Raw genomic sequence first — 19,013 nt, forward strand, 5'->3', positions numbered from 1 at the left:
CGGTAAAGGTACGGGTTAGTCAGGGTCATCCGCATAAACGTTTATTCAGCGCCCCCGTATGACGAACTACAAACCGCTCATCGCTGTTTTTTCGGCATGTCATCACCAACCATTGCCGTTATTGGCGGGGGCGCAGCCGGTTTCTTTGGCGCCATCACAGCCGCCGAAACCTTTCCGAATGCCCGCGTTATCATCTTCGAAAAAAATCGCACCGTACTGAACAAGGTCCGTATTTCGGGGGGTGGGCGCTGCAACGTTACCCATGCCTGTTTCGACAATCGGCAACTGGTGAAACACTACCCGCGGGGTGAAAAACCACTACGGTCGCTCTTTAACTTTTTCGATGCCAACGCCACGATCGGTTGGTTCGAGCAACGGGGCGTCCGCCTGAAAACGGAAGCCGATGGACGGATGTTTCCCGAAACCAACACCTCCGAGACCATCATTGACTGCCTGCTGACGACAGCCAGAAAGGCCAGAATCGAAATCCGTACGAGCAGTGGCGTCACCAGTCTGACTCCTCTGGAAACAGGTGGCTGGCGGATGACACTGCTCTCCGGTGAGGTGATGAACGTAGACCGGGTACTGGTCGCTACGGGCGGCTATCCACAGCTTCCCTCCTACGACTGGCTCCCGACGCAGGCCGAGCCGCTGCTCTCGCCAGTGCCATCGCTCTTTACGTTCAACGTACCGGATAGCCCGCTACTATCGATGGCGGGGGTGTCGGTTCAGGATGCGGGCGTATCCATTGTGGGCACGAAACAGGAACAGCGCGGCCCGCTCCTGCTGACCCACTGGGGCTTTAGCGGTCCGGCGATCTTACGCTTGTCGGCCTGGGCGGCCCGGGTGCTGGCCGAAGTGGATTACCAGTTCATGCTACGTGTCAATTGGGTGCCAACGCTCAACGAAGCGCAGTTGCGCAACACGCTGCAGGATTTCCGGCAGCAAAACGGCAAAAAACAGGTAACGTCCCAGAACCCAGTAGGATTACCGTCCCGCCTGTGGCAGCATTTCGCCGAAGCAGCTGGTATCAGCGGGGAGCAACGCTGGGCCGACCTGCCCGCCAAGCCCCTGAACCGACTGATTGAGCGGTTAACGAACAGTCAGTTTCAGGTTGTGGGCAAGAGTACGTTCAAGGATGAATTTGTTACCTGTGGCGGTATCAACCTGGGGAGTCTGAATCCGCAAACGCTCGAAAGCAAGGCCCAGCCGGGTCTGTTCTTCGCGGGCGAAGTGCTGGACGTAGACGGTATTACGGGCGGCTTTAACTTTCAGAGCGCCTGGACAACCGGGTACGTGGCCGGTACGAATATCGGACGGTAGTTACTGCGCCAATACCGCCCTGACCGAATCCTCATCCTGTTTCAGCTGGGCTACAAGTGCAGGAAGTCCATTAAATTTCTGCTCCGGACGCAGAAACTCCCGGAATTGGAGCGTCATGTGTTCGCCGTAAATGTCCTTATCAAAGTCAAAAATGTAGGTTTCGATGGTCTGGTGCGTACCCGCAACGGTGGGCCGAAAACCAATATTAAGCATCCCTCCCATCAATTGCCCGCCGTAGCGCACATCAACCGCGTACACACCATTGGCCGGAACCAGCTTGGACGGATCGTCGATCTGTAGGTTCGCCGTGGGAAAGCCGATGGTACGGCCGAGCTGCCGCCCTTTCACGATCGTTCCGGTCAGATTATACGGCCGACCAAGAAACAGGTTAGCCGTGTGAACGTTGCCTTCGTTCAGCGCATTGCGGATCTTGGATGAGCTGACACCCACGGCCTCAACGTCCTGCCGCGGGATTTCCTCGACGGTGAACCCATAATCGCTCTGGTGAGCCTGAATGTAATCGAAGCCTCCCTCGCGGTCGCGCCCAAAGCGGTGATCGTAGCCAATCACGAGTTTCTGCGTACCAATTTTATCGATCAGAATCTGGCGAATAAATTCTTCAGAAGAAAGCTGCGAGAAGTCGCGCGTGAACGGGATCACCACCAGGTGATCTACCCCCGCCTGATCGAGCAGGTCAATTTTCTCCTCCAGCGTAGTCAGCAATCGAAGTTCCTGCCCGTCGTTCGAGACCACGGTTCGGGGATGGGGCCAGTACGTAATCAGCACCGACTCGCCCCCGCTGGTTTTGGCAACTTCAGTCAGGCGGGCCAGAATGGTCTGGTGACCCCGGTGTACACCATCGAACGTACCGCTGGTGACAACGGCATTGGTTATGGGCTGAAGGTCATCAAGACCACGGTGAATAATCATAACGATGAAGCGGCTGGTGGTAATTCAGCACGGCACTTAGCAATAAAACTATCGAGCGAATTGGCGTCTTCGATGCGGAAGCTGCCAATTCGGGTCCGGCGCAGGGCGCTCATGTAAGCACCGTTGTTCAACAAAAGCCCTAGATCGCGAACCAGACTGCGAATATACGTCCCTTTCGAACAAACAATCCGAAAGTCGACTTCCGGGAAGCGAGAGGCATCGGTTTCAAATACCGACACCGTTACCTGACGACTTTTGATGCCCCCGTCGACATGATCGGCCGTTTCGCCCCGACGTGCTTTTTCGTACAGCCGTTCGCCGTTAACACGCACCGCCGAGTAGATGGGCGGCACCTGGAGAATATCGCCGGTCAGTTGGCGGGCTGCTTCCTCAATGGCTTCGGACGTAATACCCGTCGTATCGAACTCCGCGTCAAATTCCGTTTCCAGATCGACGGAGGGCGTGGTTTTGCCCAGCACCAGCGTACCGGTATATTCCTTTTCCTGCGCCTGATACTGGTCGATCTGCTTGGTCATCTTGCCCGTGCAGAGAATCAGCAGTCCCGTTGCGAGGGGATCCAGCGTACCGGCATGCCCGATTTTCTTGAATTTACAGGCGTATTTGAGCTTATTTGCCACGTCGAACGAGGTCCACGTCAGCGGCTTATCGATCAGGATCACCTGTCCCGGATCGGCAACGGGTGGCTGTTTTTTTGTTTCTTCCAAGTTAGAGTACGTCCAGTTTTACGCCAGCGGCCATCAGCCCCAGCAGCAGTAATCCCAGCGCGATTCGGTAATAGCCAAAAATTTTGAAGCCGTAGCGCGTCAGAAAACCGACGAAGCCCCGGATGGCCAGCAGGCCCACCACAAACGCAATAGCGTTGCCAATCAGCAGTGTCTGGATATCCTCAGCCTGGATCAGCTTATAGGTTTTGAGCAGTTTGTAGCCCGATGCCGCGGCCATGGTGGGCACGGCCAGAAAGAACGAGAACTCAGCCGCCTGCGTCCGGGTCAGCCCCTGGTACATCCCGCCGATGATGGTAGCAGCCGAACGCGACACACCCGGAATCATAGCGATGCACTGAAAGAAACCAATCCGTAAGGCGTCGGGCGTTGTTACGTCGCGGTCTTTGGGAAGGGCGACGGTAATCTTGTCGATGAACACCAGAATGATGCCACCCACCAGCAGCGAAATAGCGACAACCGTTACGTTTTCGAGCAGCGAATCGATGAAATCGTTCAACAGGAGACCGATAACGGCTGCGGGCAGGAAAGCAATAAAAATCTTGAAGTAGAAATCAACCATCCGCTGGATGCGCTGTGGGAAACGCTTGACCCAGGCAGGGGCCTCAAAGTCATCGGTACGGGTGTCGATCAGAAAGCGCCGGTGGTACATCACGAGCACCGACAGAATACAGCCGAACTGTACATCAACCGTGTAGAGCTTGGTGAACTCGTTACCGGCAATACCAGCCAGCGACGAATAGATAATCATGTGGCCCGTTGACGACACCGGTAGAAATTCGGTAAGCCCTTCAATGATAGCCAGCGCAATCGCGTGAATCAGTTCCATTGGATACTATAAAGTTGCAGGGTTGCAAAGCTGCCCGCAAAAAACGGTACAACTTGGCAACCCTGCAACTTTAGACAGCTATTCGGCCTTGGGACGGGCCAGAATCGCGAAAAATTCAAGAACAAATCCGGACATTACTACGATTGGCCCCAGCGTCAGCCCCAGGAAACCAAACCCGAATTCTTCTTTGTCGAGGCTCATGATAAAGAACCCAGCCAGAATAACACCGATGCCAATCAGCATGAGCGTATAATTCTGCCGACCAAATGGCAGGGCAGCTGCCTGATTGGCCGACCGGCGTTCTGCTTCCAGCGTGGATGACGGACGGCTCGGAATCGGACGGGTGGCCGATGGTGTTACCGTCGTCGTTTTCGTAGTGGCTGTCGGTTCCGGACGTACCAGCGTAGCCGGTCCACTTTGTTTATCTTTTGCCATGATTCTGTGTCGGTTATCTAGTTGTGTAACAAGAATAGTACCCTGTTCGTCTAAAAATAACGAACGTATTATCAATATAAATCGTCCAGTGTCAGGCCAAGATAGCGATTAACGGCCTGAAACGTACTGAAAAACCCAATTAACGAACCCAGTCCAACAATACCCACCATCAGCGCGGCAATACGTACGGGGTCTTGAAACGTACTTAACTCGGGCAGACTCTTGAGCGCGACCTGCAGCCCCGCCATCAGCAGTACTACCGCAATCACTCCCGCCAGAAAGCCCTGCCAGATACCTCGTCCCAGAAACGGCCGCGTAATGAAGGCGTTGGTAGCGCCGACCAGCTGCATACTACGAATCAGCATCCGCTGCGAATGCAGCGCCAGCCGGATTGTGTTGTTCATCAGTACGACAATGATCAGCAGCAGAATCAGGGCGAAAGCCGACATCACCAGGTAGATCCGGGTGATATTCCGGTTGATATTATCGACCAGATTCTCCTGGTACACGACTTCAAAAACACCGTCGATCTGCTCCAGATCCTGTTTAACGCTCTGCAACTTAGCTTCGTCGAAGAAATCCTCGGTCAGTTTGATCCGGTAGCTGTCCCGCAGGGGGTTTTCGGACAGAAACTTCGAAAAGTCTTCCTTGGTTTCGGCGATAAACTCCCGGGCCGCTTCGTCTTTGGTAACCAGACTTACCTGCGCCGTATCGTTGCTGCGCAGGACGTAAGGCCGGCTAACGATCGTCTGCTGCAACTGCCGCATCTTCGCGTCGTCGAGTCCCTTGTCCAGGAATGCCCGCATCTCGTAGTTCTCCCGGATGTACGTAATCAGGCGCTTCGATTGAATCGCCAGCAAGCCACAAAACCCAATCAGAAACAGGGCCAGCGTTAAGCTGAACAAAATCATGCCGCTGGGATACGCACCTACTTTTTTCTTGCTCCGAGCCATGCAGTCGATTGTGTTGTAAAAACAAAAATAAAGGATAAAGCCAGTGCCAGGCTTAATTTAAGAAATAATAACAGTCTGTTGCTGCTTCAAGCAAGCTGTTCTTAGTCTTCCAACGCAGGAAGTGGCCGACAATTTTGCGCAATTTCGGAAAATCAGCGCAATTCGCCGTTGTTGCCGCTGTCGGCTCTATCAATTTTACGGAACAACATGGGCTGATTTCCCGGGAAACTGGCGGCTGATCAGGCTACGTAGTGAAAAACGCGGTTTGGTTCAATTGTTGTACCTGGCTGATTAACAGCCATCTACTCATGCCACACTTACTTCTTCCCTTCTGTCTGCTCTACGCTCTGTTTTTCATCGTTTCTGCCGTCCTTTTATTCCGCGACAAGCCGGGGCGCTGGACCAAGGTTGGGGTTCTGCTCGGCGCTTTCCTGTCCGTAGTAGCGCTCTATGAGGTATGGATCAGGTTGTAAGAATATTCGGGGCCTAGAATCGATCCCGTCGCCTATTTCCAGATGGCGTCAACGGGCTGGATCGTTACGTTCCGTACGGCATCACCAAAAAACTCGATGCCCCGGCTCTCTTCCTTTGGGAAGATCAAGTTTGCCAGAGTAGCCTTCCCCTCGTTGGCAAACACCTCTACCGATGACCGATCGACCCAGATCTGTAAGTTGATCTTGCCGTTATCGGGTTTCAGTGTCGTTGTAAAGCGGCCCGGAAATTCCTTTTTGAAAGCCACCTGGCCCGACTTTGTCCGGTCGACGTACAGCTGTTGTTTGGCAGCGTCGTAGCCAATGGTGGTTTGTTCGCCCTGTCCTTTACGCACCCACACACCCGCGTCGCCTTTCGTAACGTCCAGTTCAACTGATAACTGGTAGGTATCCCCGCCAACCCCGGCTTCGGTCAGGCTCTGGTTTAGTTGCTGTACATCAGCCCCGTTCCAGCGGAAGGGAATCCCCAGCAGTGATTTCAGCTCCTGAATGGGTTTTTGCCGGAGTTCGTATTGGGGTCTATCAGCGGGCGTAGCGCCGGTCTGTTTACTCAGGCGCAGCTCGCGGGGCAACGACATAGCTCCCCGAAACGGTGTTGTGGGAAGATCATTAGCGTATTGCAGGTTATTCATCCACCCAATGCTCACGGCCCCCCGGTTGCCCCGAACCGGCATGTTGTTATACGTAATGGCCGCGTAGTAATCCTTCCCCGAATCAACGTAGCGTACATCGCCCGGTTTGGATTCGTTGATAAACGTTTTTCCATCGAAACGGCCCACGTAATACTGCATGCCCGATCCGCCAGCAGCTCCATGGCTTCCCATCGACAGCATGAGCAGCCATTTGCGTTCGATGGTTCCATCGACGGGTACCTCAACCAGATTTGGACATTCCCAGACCGTAGCCGGACTATCGGCGGCCGTAAACTCCCCCGTTTTAGTCCAGTCGCGCAGGTTAGTTGAGTTGTAAAACAGCGTTTTTTTCTCAGTTGGTAACAGAACGACCATGACCCACCGCTGCGTGGGTTCATGCCAGAAGACATTGGGGTCCCGAAAATCCTTTTTATTGAGGTCAATTACCGGATTCTTATCGTACTTGGTCCAGGTACGGCCCCGGTCGAGGCTATAGGCAATATGCTGATTCTGGCGATTAGGTTTGTGCCCGGTAAAGACCGACACCATCGGCACAACGCCATTCTTGCCAAACCCACTGGTATTCTCTTTGTCAACAACGCAGCTGCCCGAGAAAATCATTACGGGTTCGCCCGTTTTGTCGTTCTCTTCGGTCATGGCAGGGGACAGTTCCCGCCAGTGAACCAGATCCCGGCTGATCGCATGGCCCCAGCCCATGTGTCCCCAACGAATTCCAAACGGATTGTACTGGTAGAACAGGTGATATTCACCATCGTAGTACACTAGCCCGTTGGGGTCATTAATCCAGTTTACCCGTGATGAATAGTGGTACTGCGGACGTAATGCCTGCGCATACGCCGTATCTCCCTGCGATCGCTGAGCAACCACTGGTGGAGACAACTTCAAAAGAAACAAACACGCTAAAGCGCGAAACATAAAAGGGGCAATATAATTTGATTCGAAAAGTACGTCTTTCCTCAGTAATTTAAACAGAATTGACCCCCTAACCTAATCCATTTTTGTGTAACCGGCGCATACGGTCCATGCGGGCTGTTACCAGTTCTCTTACTTCATTACTGATTAGCTACGTATTAGACATTAGGATCTATTTTTTAGTCTCGGTAATCGGCAAATGGGTATAAAGCGCCAGTTTATCACTCTTTATAAAAACACAAATCTGTTATGAAAAAAGCACTGTTGCTGCCTGCTCTTATCTGCCTGCTGGTAGTTAGCCTGGCCCTCCGGTCGAGTCACTACAAAGGCGGCTGGGTCAAAATTTTTGACGGAAAAACGTTTAACGGCTGGAAAGTCGGCGAGAATGCCGGCACCTTTACCATTGAAGACGGTACTATCAAGGTAGCGGGTCCCCGTGCGCACCTGTTCTACGAAGGACCGGTCGGCAATCACGATTTCAAAAACTTCGAGTGGAAAGCCAAGGTAAAAACGATGCCCGGCGCCAACTCCGGCATGTTTATTCACACGGCCTACCAGGAAAAAGGCTGGCCGTCGAAAGGCTACGAAATCCAGGTAAACCAGACGCATACCGACTGGCGTAAAACGGGGAGCGTCTACTCGTTCCAGGACGTAAAAGACACCTTCGTAAAGGATGGCGAATGGTATACCCAGCACATCATCGTAAAGGATAACAACGTGACTATCAAGGTAAACGACAAAACCATCAACGAGTATACCGAGCCCGATAGCCTGCGTGCTCCTGGTCGCAAAGATATGCGGCACCTCAGCAGCGGTACCATCGCCCTGCAGGGCCACGACCCTAAGAGCGTAATCTACTTTAAGGACATTATGCTGAAGGTAGAAGATTAAGAGTTTGGGACAAGGAATAAGGGGAGAAAGGAACAAGAAAGGCCGTATGAAGCTTTCCTTGTTCCTTTCTCCCCTTATTCCTTGTTCCTATTTGAACCGCTGAATGCTGTAATCGTTGGCTTGCAGGACGTTGGGGTTTCCCACACCAGCGCCGGTTTCGCCGATGCGGGCGTTCAGGCTGTATATCTGGTTGTTGACCGCTACGTTAGTCGTTGCCTGGTAGTAACCCGCTTCGTCGGTTTTGACGATGGAGGCCGTTTGCCAGTTGTCGGTGCTGCGTACCTGCGCCACCCGACTCCCGCTTCCTGTCACGACATATAAGTCGTTGTTCAGCCAGGCCAGCCCATCGCCGGGCAGACTGGGTAGCCCGCCAACTTCGGTGATGGTGTTGCCGTTGGCCAGATCCACTTTATAGAGTTTACCGGCACCCGTCTGGGCGACGATCAGGTAGTTGCTCGGGTGATACACGATCCCGTTCAGACCGAACGTAGCGCTCGAAAAGCGGGGATCATTCACCAGAATGCTGGCCTGCCCCGTTGGTGTTACCCGGTAAATGATTGGTGAGAAAGAATCTGTTACGTACACCGTTCCATCCGGGGTCAGGGCCAGGTCGTTGGCCAGGTGACGCGCGTCGGGGAGCAGAGTTCCCAGTACGGTCCGGCGTTCCAGCTGGCGGGAGTTCAGGTTGTAGACGTGCAGTTCGGCGGTTTTGAATGCCGTTGCCTCGATGCTCTTCGATGAGATATTCCGGTCGCCCACGCAGACAAACAACCGCTCACCTGCCACCCTCATCCCGAAGCTGCTGATCATTTCGGGCGACGACAACAAATCAGCGTACCGGCCGTCCGTATCAACGGTACCCACTTTCCCTTGCGTCAGCGACGAAACCAGGAATTTCCCCAGCTGCGACGAGTAAGCGATACCTTCTGGATACTGCCGGCTGGCGACAAAGTTAATCCGTTCCGGGAACGGGGCATTTGGACTGTTGCGGTGGTCTTCGCAACTGGTTAGTCCGAGTAAACCGGCAAAGAGTAGAGAATACGGAAGAAGCGTTCGTTTCATTACGAGTCTGGTTTTAATGTATCAACACTTGATTGATCTTGTCACTAAAAACCGGAATCGTCTGCTTTGTTTACTAAATGACCACAATTTCCGTTAATCCTTTTTTAACGGTGCGTTCGCCGAAGAAAAGTCCGGCCTGAACGGTCCGGCCGGATGACGTATCCAATCGGACTGTCCAGGCCGGACCGTCGAGAATAATTTAGAAAACAGCCTTACCGGGTTTTCAGTACCTTGCGGAACGCCCGCTCCTGTCCCTGTTTCAACTCAACCACATACGTACCAACTGGCAGGGCTGACAGGTCGATTTTTTCCGATATAACGGTACTCTCCTTCTTCAGTTTCACCTGCTTGTGCAGGCGGCCCAGGCTGGCGTCGAATACCGTTACGTCCAGGTCGGCCACATTATCGCTGGTCACCGTTACGGTCAGGTAATCGACCGTCGGATTTGGAAACACCTGTACCGCTTTTTCCAGTGTCGTGGGCAGCTCCGAAGCAATCACCCGGGCACCCGCCGTTGCGTTTGGTACTACGAACAGGGGGGTTTCGGTCACCGTTACGGTCAGAAGACCGCCCGCAGCCTGTACCTCTTCCCAATCCATATCGGCAGCGCCCGCTTTAGGCCGGTAGATTTTTGCTGACGTAGCGCCGTTCAAATCCAGCGAATACTTGGCGGTACGTCCTTTTTCGTCAGGCACCACCAGCATGTACATCGATTTACCGTTCAGCTCATAGCGGTCCACAATGGGATCGGTATGCGTCGTTTCTTTGTACACATACTCGCCAAACAGCTTACCGGTCTGCAGCAGAAAATCGGCGGCCGGACGACGACTCTGATCTGAATTAGCCAGCCCCGACGTAGCGAACATGCCGCCCGATGCATTGTCGTCGTACATCTGGTAGAAAAACACCTTGTCGATACCCAGACGGGCGGAGAACAGCGAAGATCGTAGAATCCAGTCGGCCTGGGTTTCCAGTGCCGATTTCTGACCGATAGGAATAGCGCGCAACGGACTCTCCTGGTGGGTATCGTACCCCGCTTCCGTTATCCAGACGGGCATGTCGTACGACTGCTGGTGGCTCACCCGGACAAACTCTTCCAGAATTTTATTGGCCGTAGTCACCTCAGGGGCGGCTCCGCGGGTGTTGGCCCCACCGCTCTGCGTCATCGAACCGTTGTCGGTGTAGAGGTGAAAGTTGATCACATCCCAGCATAGATTGACCGTTCCGTCGGGTTTATAGCCCCGGAACTCTTTGCACCAGTCGACCATGCCCCGCACAAAATCCGGGCCGGTCACCAGTCCCATCATCACGACTTTCATGGTCGGATCAGCGTTTTTGACACCAACTCCCGGCCCCATCGTGTTTTTATGCCCATCGTAAAACGCCGACAGGTTAGCGGCATACTCGCGCGCATTCTGGTATGCTTTGCGGCCTTTCCACCACTTGTCCCGCTCGTTGTCGCACTCAATATATTTGATCAGATTCAAACCGATTTTCACCGAATTGGGTGTATCGCCGTACCAGCGTGGGCTGTTGTGCACGCGCAGCAGGGCCGGATCAACGTTAGGATTGCTGCCGTACCGGGCCGCGTACTGGAAAGCCACTTTGGCCTGTTCGATGTACGAGCCGGGCTGGGCCAGGTCTTTACCGTAGCGAACCGGTACGTTCTCCGCGTCGCGCTCGCCTTCCGGGTACGTATTAACCAACCAGTCGGGTAAGGTTTTCAGGCAGGCCAGCACATCGATGTTCGCTTGTTTGCAGCGCTCGTAGATGGCATCGTAGTTCCAGCCCCCGCTCATGGTCGGGTTGTAGGAGTAAACGCCTTCCGCCGATTCCAGTTTCTGCCAGTCCATGTAGTGCCGGATGCCCGTAAAGCTTTTCGCCACGTTCATTTTGGCTTCGTTGATTTCCCAGGGCGTGTTGCCATCCTCGAAGTTCCATTCGTAGGCGTTCACCCCGAACATGTCCCGCAGCTTAACCGGTTTAGTTGCAAGCACCGACTGCGCCGAGGACATTGTGGTGTACGTACCGTACAGTTCGATCTCGGTAGGGAGTTCGCCCTGAATATGCAGCACCAAGTAACGGATGTTGCTCACCGGCACGTCAAGTTTAAACTTGGCATCGCCGTCCAGGTTCCGATCCGGATACGGGCCAACCCACGTACCATACTCCTGCCCGGTAAACGTAGCGATGGGAATCCGCTGCCACTGATCGGTGATGACTGACAGTACAACGGGTTTGTCAACCGTTGTGCCCTCAAAGTCATACAGCTTGATGCGGTCGATGGTCATCTGCTCATTGTCCAGCAGCGGGTAATAGGCATCGTATTCATTCACGACTTTGCCCCAGCCCGTATTGATTCGCGTCTGCGTTGCCCCGTCGAACAGGGCGTCCAGACCATAGGTGGCGTTGGTCAGCTGGTACCAGCGTTTGGTATCGAGCGTAATTTTGGTCGTTGTCGGGGTCGTAGGGGCCGCCTGGACAACCTGGCTCCGGCTAACAGACTGAGCCGCCACAAAAGACGTACTGGCCACCTGCGATGCCGTAATTGTCGCCGTACCTGCCGCCAGCGCCGTTGCTTTCCATCTGCCCGACGCATTCGAAACGGTCACGATCCTGGGATCAGAAGACGTAAAGGTGATCGGCGTTTCAGTATTGTTACTGGTCGCTTTCAGCTCGTATGCGTCGGGCCCAACGGTTCTGGCAGGCAGTTCAGCAAACGTAATAACCGCCTGCGTTTTCACGGGTGCTGGCGGAGGAGTTACCGGGGTTGCGCCAGCAGTGGCCTCGAACCAGTTGAGGTTAAAAGCTCCCCGGTTGGCGTAGAGACGCAGCAACTGGTTTCCGGCGGGCAACGTAGCCGTTGTCGTCACGGTGGTCCAGCTTTGCCAGTCGCCCGTTTTAGGTACGTCAACCTGCCCCAACAGCGTACCGGCCGCCGATTTTAGCTCGATTAGGCCATTTCCCCAGCTATTGGCGACCCGGAATTTGATCGTGTACTGACCAGCCGCTGCCACCGTAACGTTGTAGTCCATCCAGTCGCCGTCGTCAATGTAGGCCAGATTCTTGCCGCCCCCGGTGTCAGCGGTGGTTTCCGGCCGCACGTCGGTGGCTACGTCGAATGCTTCAGCCTCAATTTTACCCGGCAGGGGCTTGGGCGCCTGCGCTTCAAACCAGTTAATGCTGAACACGCCTTTCTTGGCATATAAACGAAGCGTTTGCGTACCGGCGGGCAACGAAGCCACCAGGTTGGCGGTCTGCCAGCTTTGCATGCCCCCGGTTCGGGGAATGATCAGCCCGCCCAGCCGAGTGCCGCTGGCGTTACGTAACTCCAGCTCAGCGTCATCACTGAACCCATTGGCAATCCGCAATTTAAACGAATAAATACCGGCCGTAGCCACGCTCACGCTATAATCCATCCAGCCAGTATCGGGAATCCAGCCCACATCCAGCCCACCGCCCGTATCGTTGGTCGTTTCGGTGCGGATACCGCTCATGGTGTTGTAATGTTCCGCTTCCAGCCGACCAGGCAGTACGGTTGTGTTAACCGCTTCGAACCAGTTCAGGTTGAAAGCTCCCCGCTTGGCATAAATACGCAGCAGTTGATTACCGGCGTTCAGGTTGGCCGTAGTGCTAATGGTTGACCACTGCTGCCAGTCGCCCGTTTTAGGAACATCGACCTGCGCCAGTATGGCTCCCGACGCTGAGCGCAGTTCGATCAGGCCGTTGCCCCAGCTGTTGGCTACCCGAAAACTCACCGTATGCAGCCCACCGCGACCAACAGTTACGTTATAATCCATCCAGTCGCCGTCGTCGATGTAGGCCAGGTTCTGCCCTCCCCCTTCATCGCCCGTCGTTTCCGGATGGACATCGGTGGCTACGTCGAACGCTTCGGCTTCAATTTTGCCAGGCAAGGGTTTGGGCGGCTGGACCTCAAACCAGTTGAGGCTGAACACGCCTTTCTTGGCGTATAAGCGAAGCGTTTGGTTGCCAGCGGGTAACGAAGCCACCAGGTTGGCGGTCTGCCAGCTTTGCATGCCCCCGGTCCGGGGAATGACCAGCCCGCCCAGCCGGGTGCCACTGGCGTTACGTAGTTCCAGTTCGGCGTCATCGCTGAACCCGTTGGCAATCCGCAGTTTGAACGAATAAATACCAGCCGTTGCCACGTTCACTTTGTAGTCCATCCAGGTCTTATCGGGAATCCAGCCCACATCCAGTCCACCGCCCGTATCGTCCGTATTTTCAGTGCGAACGCCATTCATGGCTTTATAACTCTCGGCTTCGAGCCTACCCGGCAGCGCGACATAAGACTGGGAGAAAGCCGTACCTGTCGTTCCAGCCAACAGTGTAATGAACAGTAAAAACCAGCGTAAATGTTTGTTCATGTTTCGTTGGATTAGGTAGTAAAGAGTCGGATAATCAATAAGATAGCTGGGTTAAAATTGCCTTTTCGGAGCTATAATTTCAACTACTCATAGCGGCTAACTTCCTGATAATCTTATCATAGTTTTGAGCAATTTTTGCTCCATTAGCCTTTATTTCAGCACGAACTTTTTGTCATTCTTAAATAAATACCAAAGAAATAGTGACCAGAAGGGCAATACAACGTCGTCCTACCCCGAATTATCCTGTACTGGCTTTCGTAGCCGTCTCCTTCAATTCCGAGAATTTTTGTGGACTGAAGCGGGAAAAGAAACTTCCTTTTTATCTGCCGGTAGGTTAAATGAGGTTCGAGTGACCGTTTTTTTGCCCATTCCTTTGCCGGGATAGCGGTTTGCCGGGTAGAAGTGGTCTTTTATTCACGACCAACTGGCGTGCGTCACCAGCGCCAGCAGGCCGAATCTGAAGGCCGTTATTGCCAGCACTCCCGGAATCCGCTTTGCCAAAACTATCCGTTCCATTTCTCGTTTACCTGATACGTAATTAAAGCCCTAGACGCTATGAAACATTTTGATACAGCGACGGAAGCAATGGAAGATCTTCGCGGTCGCGGCTACACCCATGAATTTGCCCCCAAAAATGATCACCTGGAAGAGCAGAACTCGGACACGAAAGTGAAAAGCAATGAGTTCGAAGTCGACGAGTTTCACCGATTCGAAGGCACATCCGATCCCGGTGATGAAATGACGGTATACGCCATCTCGACCTCCAATGGCCTGAAGGGTGTTTTCGTTTCGGCGCAGGGAACATACGCCAACGAAGTCTCGTCGGAACTGATGGCGAAGTTCAACGTCGATCACCCGAACGTAAATACAGAAGGAGCCGTTAAACCGCTTAACTCAGCAGACACTGCTCAATAAATCTTTTTCGCATAATTGCAAGGCAAAAACCCGGAACATGTCAAATTTTCCGGGTTTTTGCCTATCTTTGCATTTTTTATAAGAAACGCGTCGTTCTTTTTTGTATTGATACGCTATGAAGTTATCCGAATTTAAATTCGATCTGCCCGAAAGTCTAATCGCTAAATACCCCGTTGAGCGAGGTGAATCCCGTCTGATGGTTGTTGACCGAAAAACCAAAACCATTGAACATAAGCAGTTTTCGGATATTCTGAGCTACTTTGGTGACGGCGACGTAATGGTGATCAATAACACCAAGGTATTTCCGGCGCGGTTGTATGGCAACAAAGAGAAGACCGGTGCCAAGATTGAAGTTTTTCTGCTGCGCGAACTGAATCGCGAGATGAAACTGTGGGATGTACTGGTTGATCCAGCCCGTAAAATCCGGGTGGGTAACAAACTTTATTTCGGTGACAGTGACCTCGTTGCTGAAGTCATTGACAATACTACCTCACGCGGTCGTACCATCCGGTTCCTGTTCGACGGAAACCACGAGGAGTTCATGAAAGCGGTGGACGAACTGGGCGAAACACCCCTCCCCCGCGAAATCAACCGGGATGCCGAAACCGCCGACCGGGATCTCTACCAGACAGTTTTCGCCGAGCACGTTGGTGCCGTAGCGGCTCCTACCGCCGGGCTGCATTTTACCCGCGCCATGATGAAACGCATGGAGATCAAGGGCATTCATTTTGCGCCCGTTACGCTGCACGTTGGCCTGGGTACGTTCCGGCAGGTTGACGTTGAAGACCTGACCAAACACAAAACAGATTCGGAAAATTACCGCATTCCGGAAGAAACGGCAGCTATCGTGAATACCGCTCTGGACGCTGGCAAGCGGGTTTGTTCGATCGGTACTACGTCGCTGAAAGCGATTGAATCGTCGGTATCAGCCAACAGCCGTCTGAAACCGGTAGAAGGCTGGACGGATAAATTCATCTTTCCACCGTACGATTTCAAGATTGCGAACTCGCTGCTGACGAGTCTGCACCTGCCCGAATCGATTCTGGTGATGATGACAAGCGCCTTTGGTGGCCACGAGCTGATCAAGGAAGCGTATCAGGTGGCGATTAAAGAGAAGTACCGCTTCTTCGGCTACGGCGATGCTATGCTGATTTTGTAATTATTGATTGAGATAGCAGGTGGTTGGTTAGTTTTGTGGTACGTACTACAAAACTAACCAACCACTTGTCTCTTTATACCTCAACCGGTTCTTTACCTCGCTTTGCCATTATTGTGGCAGGTGGTAGCGGCAGCCGGATGAAAGCCAGCGTTTCTAAACAGTTTCTGCTGCTCCAGGGAAAACCCATTCTCCAGCGTACCATCGAGCGTTTTCTGGCCGTAACGCCCACGCCACACATTATTCTGGTGCTACCCGAACGCGATCTGGCGATTTGGCAGAATCTATGCGTTCAGCACCAGTTTTTTCCGGACGACATCGGTACCGTTCAGTCCGTTCTGGGTGGAGATACCCGCTTTCAGTCTGTACGGAATGGACTGGCGGCCATTCAGGCCAGTGAGGGGCTGGTAGCGGTGCATGATGGCGTCCGGCCATTTATTTCTCCCGGTATTATTGAGCAGAGTTACCGTACGGCTGAACAGATGGGCTCGGCCGTGACCTGCGTAGCCGTAAAAGACTCTGTACGAGTTGTTGACGCAGAGGGTCGGAGTCAGGCCGTAGATCGGAATCAATACCGGCTCGTACAGACGCCACAAACCTTTCGGTTGGATCTGTTCCGACAGGCGTTTCAGACCGAGGAACAACCTTTCTTTACCGACTGCGCCAGTGTTGTTGAACATGCCGGTCAGGCCGTTACGCTTATCGACGGCTCCTACGAAAACATTAAGATTACCACCCCCGAGGATCTGATCTGGGGCCAGCAGGCGAATTTGCAGGAGAGAATGTAAGACGTAAGACTTAGGCAAAAAAGAAGAAAGATGTAAGACCAGAAGACGAGAGAGGAAAGACAAAAGCTACTTGATGGCACCGTCTTTTTTCTTCTGTCTGTTCTCTTACGTCTTTCCTCTTTCGTCTAATTTCTCGGCTCTATTCGCCCAAAAATTTCGCTGTTACTTCAGCAACGCGTTTTCCCTGGAATTTAGCCGCGCTCAACGCTACATCGTCGGGTGCAACGGTTCCGTTCTGGCTCACAAACGACGTACCATAGGGATTGCCAGCCTGGAACTGAATAGGATCAGCGTAGCTCGGTGCCACGATGATACAACCCCAGTGGTAGAACGTATTATTCAGTGCCAGGATCGTGCTTTCCTGACCGCCGTGCAACGTAGCGGCACTGGTGAATGATGAGGCAATCTTGTTCACCAGTTTACCCTGTCCCCACAGCGGACCAGTCGTATCCAGGAACTGTTTCATCTGCGCGGCAGGCAGGCCATAACGCGTTGGTGCTCCCAGGATAATAGCATCGGCCCACTCCAGATCAGCCAGCGTTACTTCCGGAACATCCTGCGTTTCAAGCCGGTGCGCAGACCAACCCTGGTTAGAAGCAATAGCTTCTTCCGGAGCTAATTCTTTCACTTTGAATAACTTAACTTCAGCACCCGCAGCGGCTGCGCCTTCTTCAACGGCTTTTGCCAGTTTATAGGTCGTACTGGTAGCACTGTAGTAAATTACTGCAATTTTAGCCATGTTTTTAATTGATTAAGTTTAAAACAAAAATACAAGTATATACTTTTAATGTATATACATTTAAGCAACTATTTTAAAACTCCTCTTCAGAACGAAGGATTAGGTGAATCCACTCTTTCTGAAGAGGAGTTACTGGTAGCTCTATGAGTTACCCAGTGTCCGGTCGGGTTCGTTGACCCGCGTTGGTGGTACGGCACCCTCGCTGGTACTGCGGTTCCAGTCGGCGTCAGTAACCGTAACAGCTTCGTCGGCCGCTTCAGGCTGCTGGTAGGCCGTCATCGGACTGTCTTCATCCGTAGCAGCTTCTTCAGCATCGTTGGGCAGGGGTGGCTGTCCCCACGAAGCGCGTTTCGATTCTTCGATGGCTTCACTGGTTACACCAGTTGCGTCATCGTTCTCGGCCGCCAGCGAATCGGCTTCGGCTACGTCGCCGGGTACATCGGTATCGCTGCTACCCGCCACGCGTGATGGCAGGTCGTTCTCGAGATTTTTGTCGTTCAGTTGAGCCAGTTCGGGGGCAATGCCCATCGTGCTGTGCATTTGCTGGGCAGCGTATGACTCGGTACTTTCTTTGCGGGAATTGCTACTTACGCTCATAACGTTGACTATTAGGGTTGTCGATTAATACGTTGGTTGGTTGTTGAGATCAGTACCCGTTTCGGCCACATCGTCGTGGCTTTCCTGCGAGGTATCCTCAGTCTGGTCCTGCTCTTTAGCTTCTTTTTCGGCATCGGGTGTGTCAACCTGGTCAGCCGATGCATAGTCGTCGGGACCGCTGGTTGTTACGTCGACCGTAGCCGTATTGGTTTTGCTTTCGCTGGCAGCAGCACTATTTAGTGCTTCTTCTGGTACTTCCATGGTACTGTTGTCCTGGTCACCCATGCGAAGGATACCATTTTTGCTATCCATGTCCGTGCTACCAATGCCCCGGTTGTTCCGGCCATCCTGGCCTCCGCGAACCTGCAAGCTATCTAATCCGTTGGCCGAGTCTTCCTGATCGGCCCGGTGTTTATTATCTTCTGCGCGTACATCAACGTCTGCACCGTCGGTCCCAAAAGGGCCGTCAGTACGTCCATTGATCTGCGTTTCGTCACGATCTACGCCTGTTTCCTCTTTCATATCGTTGAATCGGTTAATTGCTTATAATAACTCGGCAGAATGCAAAAAGTTTGTCCCCAAACTGTAATTAGCCCCCAGTCTGTCAGGCTTTGGTTGGGCTACGTATCTGTTCTGCCTGGTAGCATGAAAAACCAATCTACTTATACCGGGAAATCGGGTTCTACCTCAATAAATGTTCTTTATTTATGATAAAATTATAAATCAACAAGAAAAAGATAGTATCTTGCCACCCTAAAACGCGACTGAGTAACACATGTCTGGTAAGCGGAGCCGATTCTTAAGATAGGACCGCCCCTCTGTTGCCTTTCCTTTCGATTTTGGACTTTACTAGTTGGATAAAGCGTAATGCAGAAAGCGGACCGATACTGTTGGTCCGCTTTTTTGTTTGTCTTTACCGGTAGGATTCACCGTAATGAGACGGTTTCTGCTTAGCTACCTTTTCGCTCTCACCCAGCAGCATTTTCTGAACATATCTTCTTTTTTTACCTGGTCAGATTCGTTCTGTCAATCTTTCGTCTCATTTATTTATTGATCATTCGTTGTCCAATTTCTCCGTTCCGGAAAGTTGATCTTCCGGACGGCTGTTGCACGAATAAATTACCACGTCATTTTAATGCTATTTTAATTTTTAAGTTAAAATTATCAATTTAATATAATTACTTAAGACATATAGTTTCTTATTAAAAAAT

17 protein-coding genes are annotated in these 19,013 nt (G+C 52.6%); 6 read left to right on the forward strand and 11 right to left on the reverse strand.

Features of this window, described 5'->3' with window-relative positions:
• The first annotated feature begins 96 nt into the window (after positions 1-96).
• Positions 97-1,323 (forward strand): NAD(P)/FAD-dependent oxidoreductase, encoded by a 1,227-nt coding sequence (locus tag HU175_RS17910; RefSeq protein WP_176567887.1) that lies wholly within the window; start codon positions 97-99, stop codon positions 1,321-1,323.
• Here HU175_RS17910 and HU175_RS17915 read toward each other — a convergent pair whose 3' ends face one another.
• The 5 genes from HU175_RS17915 to HU175_RS17935 all read right to left on the reverse strand — a co-directional run bounded on the left by HU175_RS17915 (position 1,324) and on the right by HU175_RS17935 (position 5,213).
• Positions 1,324-2,253 (reverse strand): bifunctional riboflavin kinase/FAD synthetase, encoded by a 930-nt coding sequence (locus HU175_RS17915; RefSeq protein WP_176567888.1) that lies wholly within the window; start codon positions 2,251-2,253, stop codon positions 1,324-1,326.
• A complete protein-coding gene (truB, locus tag HU175_RS17920) occupies positions 2,250-2,978 on the reverse strand; it encodes a tRNA pseudouridine(55) synthase TruB (protein WP_176567889.1) in 729 nt (242 codons plus the stop codon). The genes HU175_RS17915 and truB overlap by 4 nt, the downstream gene beginning before the upstream one ends.
• A gap of 1 nt (position 2,979) precedes the next feature.
• Positions 2,980-3,825, reverse strand: a complete 846-nt coding sequence (locus tag HU175_RS17925; protein WP_176567890.1) for an undecaprenyl-diphosphate phosphatase — start codon at positions 3,823-3,825, stop codon at positions 2,980-2,982.
• Positions 3,826-3,903: 78 nt separating this feature from the next.
• Entirely contained in the window at positions 3,904-4,260 is a 357-nt protein-coding gene (locus HU175_RS17930; protein ID WP_176567891.1) for a DUF3098 domain-containing protein, read from the reverse strand.
• Between the two features lie 71 nt (positions 4,261-4,331).
• Positions 4,332-5,213 (reverse strand): cell division protein FtsX, encoded by an 882-nt coding sequence (locus tag HU175_RS17935; protein WP_176567892.1) that lies wholly within the window; start codon positions 5,211-5,213, stop codon positions 4,332-4,334.
• A 308-nt stretch (positions 5,214-5,521) separates the two neighbouring features.
• Between HU175_RS17935 and HU175_RS17940 the strand changes: the two genes are divergently transcribed.
• Positions 5,522-5,686 carry a hypothetical protein gene (locus HU175_RS17940; RefSeq protein WP_176567893.1) on the forward strand — a complete coding sequence of 55 codons (165 nt, stop codon included), beginning with the start codon at positions 5,522-5,524 and terminating at the stop codon, positions 5,684-5,686.
• A 32-nt stretch (positions 5,687-5,718) separates the two neighbouring features.
• Here the strand turns inward: HU175_RS17940 and HU175_RS17945 are convergent, their stop codons facing one another.
• Positions 5,719-7,242 carry a glycoside hydrolase family 32 protein gene (locus HU175_RS17945; RefSeq protein WP_176567894.1) on the reverse strand — a complete coding sequence of 508 codons (1,524 nt, stop codon included), beginning with the start codon at positions 7,240-7,242 and terminating at the stop codon, positions 5,719-5,721.
• 276 nt (positions 7,243-7,518) lie between these two features.
• Here HU175_RS17945 and HU175_RS17950 point away from each other — a divergent pair, with 276 nt between their 5' ends.
• Positions 7,519-8,160, forward strand: a complete 642-nt coding sequence (locus HU175_RS17950; RefSeq protein ID WP_176567895.1) for a DUF1080 domain-containing protein — start codon at positions 7,519-7,521, stop codon at positions 8,158-8,160.
• An 87-nt stretch (positions 8,161-8,247) separates the two neighbouring features.
• On the opposite strand, the gene HU175_RS17955 is transcribed toward HU175_RS17950, so the two are convergent.
• Positions 8,248-9,222 (reverse strand): gluconolaconase, encoded by a 975-nt coding sequence (locus HU175_RS17955; RefSeq protein WP_176567896.1) that lies wholly within the window; start codon positions 9,220-9,222, stop codon positions 8,248-8,250.
• Positions 9,223-9,434: 212 nt separating this feature from the next.
• Positions 9,435-13,607: a carbohydrate-binding protein gene (locus tag HU175_RS17960; RefSeq protein ID WP_176567897.1), complete on the reverse strand. Its 4,173-nt coding sequence runs from the start codon at positions 13,605-13,607 to the stop codon at positions 9,435-9,437.
• Positions 13,608-14,162: 555 nt separating this feature from the next.
• Here HU175_RS17960 and HU175_RS17965 point away from each other — a divergent pair.
• The 3 genes from HU175_RS17965 (at position 14,163) to HU175_RS17975 (ending at position 16,466) form a co-directional block, all read left to right on the forward strand.
• A complete protein-coding gene (locus HU175_RS17965; RefSeq protein WP_176567898.1) occupies positions 14,163-14,522 on the forward strand; it encodes a hypothetical protein in 360 nt (119 codons plus the stop codon).
• Positions 14,523-14,637: 115 nt separating this feature from the next.
• Complete coding sequence (gene queA / locus HU175_RS17970; RefSeq protein ID WP_176567899.1) at positions 14,638-15,681, forward strand: tRNA preQ1(34) S-adenosylmethionine ribosyltransferase-isomerase QueA; 1,044 nt, start codon at positions 14,638-14,640, stop codon at positions 15,679-15,681.
• Positions 15,682-15,818: 137 nt separating this feature from the next.
• Positions 15,819-16,466 (forward strand): 2-C-methyl-D-erythritol 4-phosphate cytidylyltransferase, encoded by a 648-nt coding sequence (locus tag HU175_RS17975; protein ID WP_176569268.1) that lies wholly within the window; start codon positions 15,819-15,821, stop codon positions 16,464-16,466.
• Between the two features lie 139 nt (positions 16,467-16,605).
• Here HU175_RS17975 and wrbA read toward each other — a convergent pair whose 3' ends face one another.
• The 3 genes from wrbA to HU175_RS17990 all read right to left on the reverse strand — a co-directional run bounded on the left by wrbA (position 16,606) and on the right by HU175_RS17990 (position 18,324).
• The gene (wrbA, locus tag HU175_RS17980) at positions 16,606-17,205 is read right to left on the reverse strand and encodes an NAD(P)H:quinone oxidoreductase (RefSeq protein WP_176567900.1); all 600 of its coding nucleotides are present in this window, start codon (positions 17,203-17,205) and stop codon (positions 16,606-16,608) included.
• 141 nt (positions 17,206-17,346) lie between these two features.
• Positions 17,347-17,802 carry a hypothetical protein gene (locus tag HU175_RS17985; protein WP_176567901.1) on the reverse strand — a complete coding sequence of 152 codons (456 nt, stop codon included), beginning with the start codon at positions 17,800-17,802 and terminating at the stop codon, positions 17,347-17,349.
• Between the two features lie 24 nt (positions 17,803-17,826).
• Entirely contained in the window at positions 17,827-18,324 is a 498-nt protein-coding gene (locus HU175_RS17990) for a hypothetical protein (protein WP_176567902.1), read from the reverse strand.
• Between the last annotated feature and the right edge of the window lie 689 nt (positions 18,325-19,013).

Source organism: Spirosoma sp. KUDC1026 (genome assembly GCF_013375035.1).
In the GTDB taxonomy this organism is placed as follows: domain Bacteria; phylum Bacteroidota; class Bacteroidia; order Cytophagales; family Spirosomataceae; genus Spirosoma.

What these genes read in the sequence shown, in the direction of transcription:
- HU175_RS17910 (WP_176567887.1), top strand. Translation starts at nt 97, where the DNA reads ATGTCATCACCAACCATTGCCGTTATTGGCGGGGGCGCAGCCGGTTTC.
- HU175_RS17915 (WP_176567888.1), bottom strand. Translation starts at nt 2,253, where the DNA reads ATGATTATTCACCGTGGTCTTGATGACCTTCAGCCCATAACCAATGCC.
- HU175_RS17925 (WP_176567890.1), bottom strand. Translation starts at nt 3,825, where the DNA reads ATGGAACTGATTCACGCGATTGCGCTGGCTATCATTGAAGGGCTTACC.
- HU175_RS17930 (WP_176567891.1), bottom strand. Translation starts at nt 4,260, where the DNA reads ATGGCAAAAGATAAACAAAGTGGACCGGCTACGCTGGTACGTCCGGAA.
- HU175_RS17935 (WP_176567892.1), bottom strand. Translation starts at nt 5,213, where the DNA reads ATGGCTCGGAGCAAGAAAAAAGTAGGTGCGTATCCCAGCGGCATGATT.
- HU175_RS17940 (WP_176567893.1), top strand. Translation starts at nt 5,522, where the DNA reads ATGCCACACTTACTTCTTCCCTTCTGTCTGCTCTACGCTCTGTTTTTC.
- HU175_RS17950 (WP_176567895.1), top strand. Translation starts at nt 7,519, where the DNA reads ATGAAAAAAGCACTGTTGCTGCCTGCTCTTATCTGCCTGCTGGTAGTT.
- HU175_RS17955 (WP_176567896.1), bottom strand. Translation starts at nt 9,222, where the DNA reads ATGAAACGAACGCTTCTTCCGTATTCTCTACTCTTTGCCGGTTTACTC.
- HU175_RS17960 (WP_176567897.1), bottom strand. Translation starts at nt 13,607, where the DNA reads ATGAACAAACATTTACGCTGGTTTTTACTGTTCATTACACTGTTGGCT.
- HU175_RS17965 (WP_176567898.1), top strand. Translation starts at nt 14,163, where the DNA reads ATGAAACATTTTGATACAGCGACGGAAGCAATGGAAGATCTTCGCGGT.
- queA (WP_176567899.1), top strand. Translation starts at nt 14,638, where the DNA reads ATGAAGTTATCCGAATTTAAATTCGATCTGCCCGAAAGTCTAATCGCT.
- HU175_RS17975 (WP_176569268.1), top strand. Translation starts at nt 15,819, where the DNA reads ATGAAAGCCAGCGTTTCTAAACAGTTTCTGCTGCTCCAGGGAAAACCC.
- wrbA (WP_176567900.1), bottom strand. Translation starts at nt 17,205, where the DNA reads ATGGCTAAAATTGCAGTAATTTACTACAGTGCTACCAGTACGACCTAT.
- HU175_RS17985 (WP_176567901.1), bottom strand. Translation starts at nt 17,802, where the DNA reads ATGAGCGTAAGTAGCAATTCCCGCAAAGAAAGTACCGAGTCATACGCT.
- HU175_RS17990 (WP_176567902.1), bottom strand. Translation starts at nt 18,324, where the DNA reads ATGAAAGAGGAAACAGGCGTAGATCGTGACGAAACGCAGATCAATGGA.